Source organism: Colwellia sp. BRX10-4 (genome assembly GCF_014077465.1).
In the GTDB taxonomy this organism is placed as follows: domain Bacteria; phylum Pseudomonadota; class Gammaproteobacteria; order Enterobacterales; family Alteromonadaceae; genus Colwellia_A.
Map to the genome: position 1 here is coordinate 1 of NZ_JACGVZ010000074.1, position 1,655 is coordinate 1,655.

2 protein-coding genes and 1 pseudogene are annotated in these 1,655 nt (G+C 37.3%); all 3 read left to right on the forward strand.

What is annotated here, in order from left to right; all coding sequences use genetic code 11:
• Positions 1-213 (forward strand): annotated as a pseudogene (locus tag H4J67_RS19825) (lipoyl synthase); the annotation flags it as partial.
• 21 nt (positions 214-234) lie between these two features.
• Entirely contained in the window at positions 235-1,017 is a 783-nt protein-coding gene (locus tag H4J67_RS19830) for a ferredoxin--NADP reductase (RefSeq protein ID WP_182176399.1), read from the forward strand.
• 433 nt (positions 1,018-1,450) lie between these two features.
• On the forward strand, positions 1,451-1,655 hold a 205-nt coding region (locus H4J67_RS19835; protein WP_310740666.1), incomplete at its 3' end, for a hypothetical protein.

Genomic DNA, 1,655 nt, shown 5'->3' on the forward strand with positions numbered 1-1,655 from the left:
TTGCGTAAACATAATGTAGAGATGCTAACGTTAGGGCAATACATGCAACCGAGTAAGCATCATCTTGCGGTTAAACGCTATGTACCTCCAGAAGAGTTTGATGAGCTGGGTATTATCGCTAAAAGACTTGGTTTTACTCATGCTGCGTGTGGCCCTTTGGTACGTTCAAGTTACCATGCAGATCTTCAAGCCTCGGGTAAAGAAATAAAATAATAAAACTGTATAGGATAAAACATGAATAAGAAATTTAATCCCGAAAAAGTCATCGATGTTGTTCACTGGAATGATAGCCTGTTTTCTTTTAAGACCACACGCAGCCAAGGACTCCGCTTTAGAAATGGGGAATATATCATTATTGGCTTAGCGCAAGATGATGCTAGGCCGATCTTACGTGCTTATAGCATCGCTAGTGCAAACCATGAAGATTATTTGGAATTTTTCAGCATTAAAGTTGAAGGCGGTGCTTTCACCTCTAAATTACAACATTTAACGATTGGTGATGAAGTTATTATCGGCAGTAAACCAACCGGAACCGTGGTTATTGATGATTTACGCGATGGTCGAAATTTATTGTTAATAGGTACTGGCACGGGGCTAGCTCCCTTTTTAAGTATTATCAAAGATCCTGAAACTTATGAACGTTTTGAAAAGGTTATATTGTTCCATGGCGTAAGATATGCCAATGAATTGGCATATAAAAACATACTTACTGAAGATCTGCCTAATCACGAATATCTGGGTGAAATGATTACTGAACAGCTCATTTATTATCCATGTGTTACACGAGAGCCTTATAAAAATCAAGGACGAATAACTGATTTATTACGAACGGGAAAGTTATCTCTTGACCTTGGTATAGCTAAACTTGACCCAGAGTTTGATCGTGTGATGTTGTGCGGTAGTCCTTCAATGTTAAAAGATACCTGTGCCATTTTAGATGAAAGAGGCTTCAAAGAAAGTCCTAAAAAAGGAATACAAGGCGACTACGTTGTTGAAAGAGCTTTTGTTGAAAAATAACAGCTTTATTCCATTAAAAATTAAGTAGCAATGGTCTAAATATTATAGGTTGTATTTATCAAATCATCTAAATTTCGTCATACAAAAACAAATAAAAATCAACCAGTAACAGATGTTTTTCATGTCTGTAAAAAAGTAGTGGTTCTTTGCATATTCTCATGTATCGCAATTGAGGTTAAAAATCGAACTGACCTATCAAACGATCGAAAAATATTATTCGAGTGATATACTAAATCTAATTCGCACACCACCATTTATCTATTCCATAGGGTCTAAAAAACCAGAATAACATGCAGGAAAAAATACAATGAAACCTACGCACGATACCTTGTTAGAATGTTTGAATCAGGCATTTCCCGATGCTATTATCGAGATTGAGGACGAGAGCGAATAGCATACTGGTCAAGTAGACGCTGACCATTATCGAGTTCAAGTGCTTGACGCCAGATTCAATAGATTACATCGTATTGCGCGGCATTGGCTGATTTATAACGCAGTGTCTAACTGGAAGTTAGAACAGGTGTATGCACTTAATATTATTCCTATGACTCTAAAAGAAGCTGCACAGGCAAAGAATGATCCACTCACAGCTGCGCGGCTTGATATCGAGTATGTAACCAATGTGTTTTACGTCGGTT

What these genes read in the sequence shown, in the direction of transcription:
- H4J67_RS19830 (WP_182176399.1), top strand. Translation starts at nt 235, where the DNA reads ATGAATAAGAAATTTAATCCCGAAAAAGTCATCGATGTTGTTCACTGG.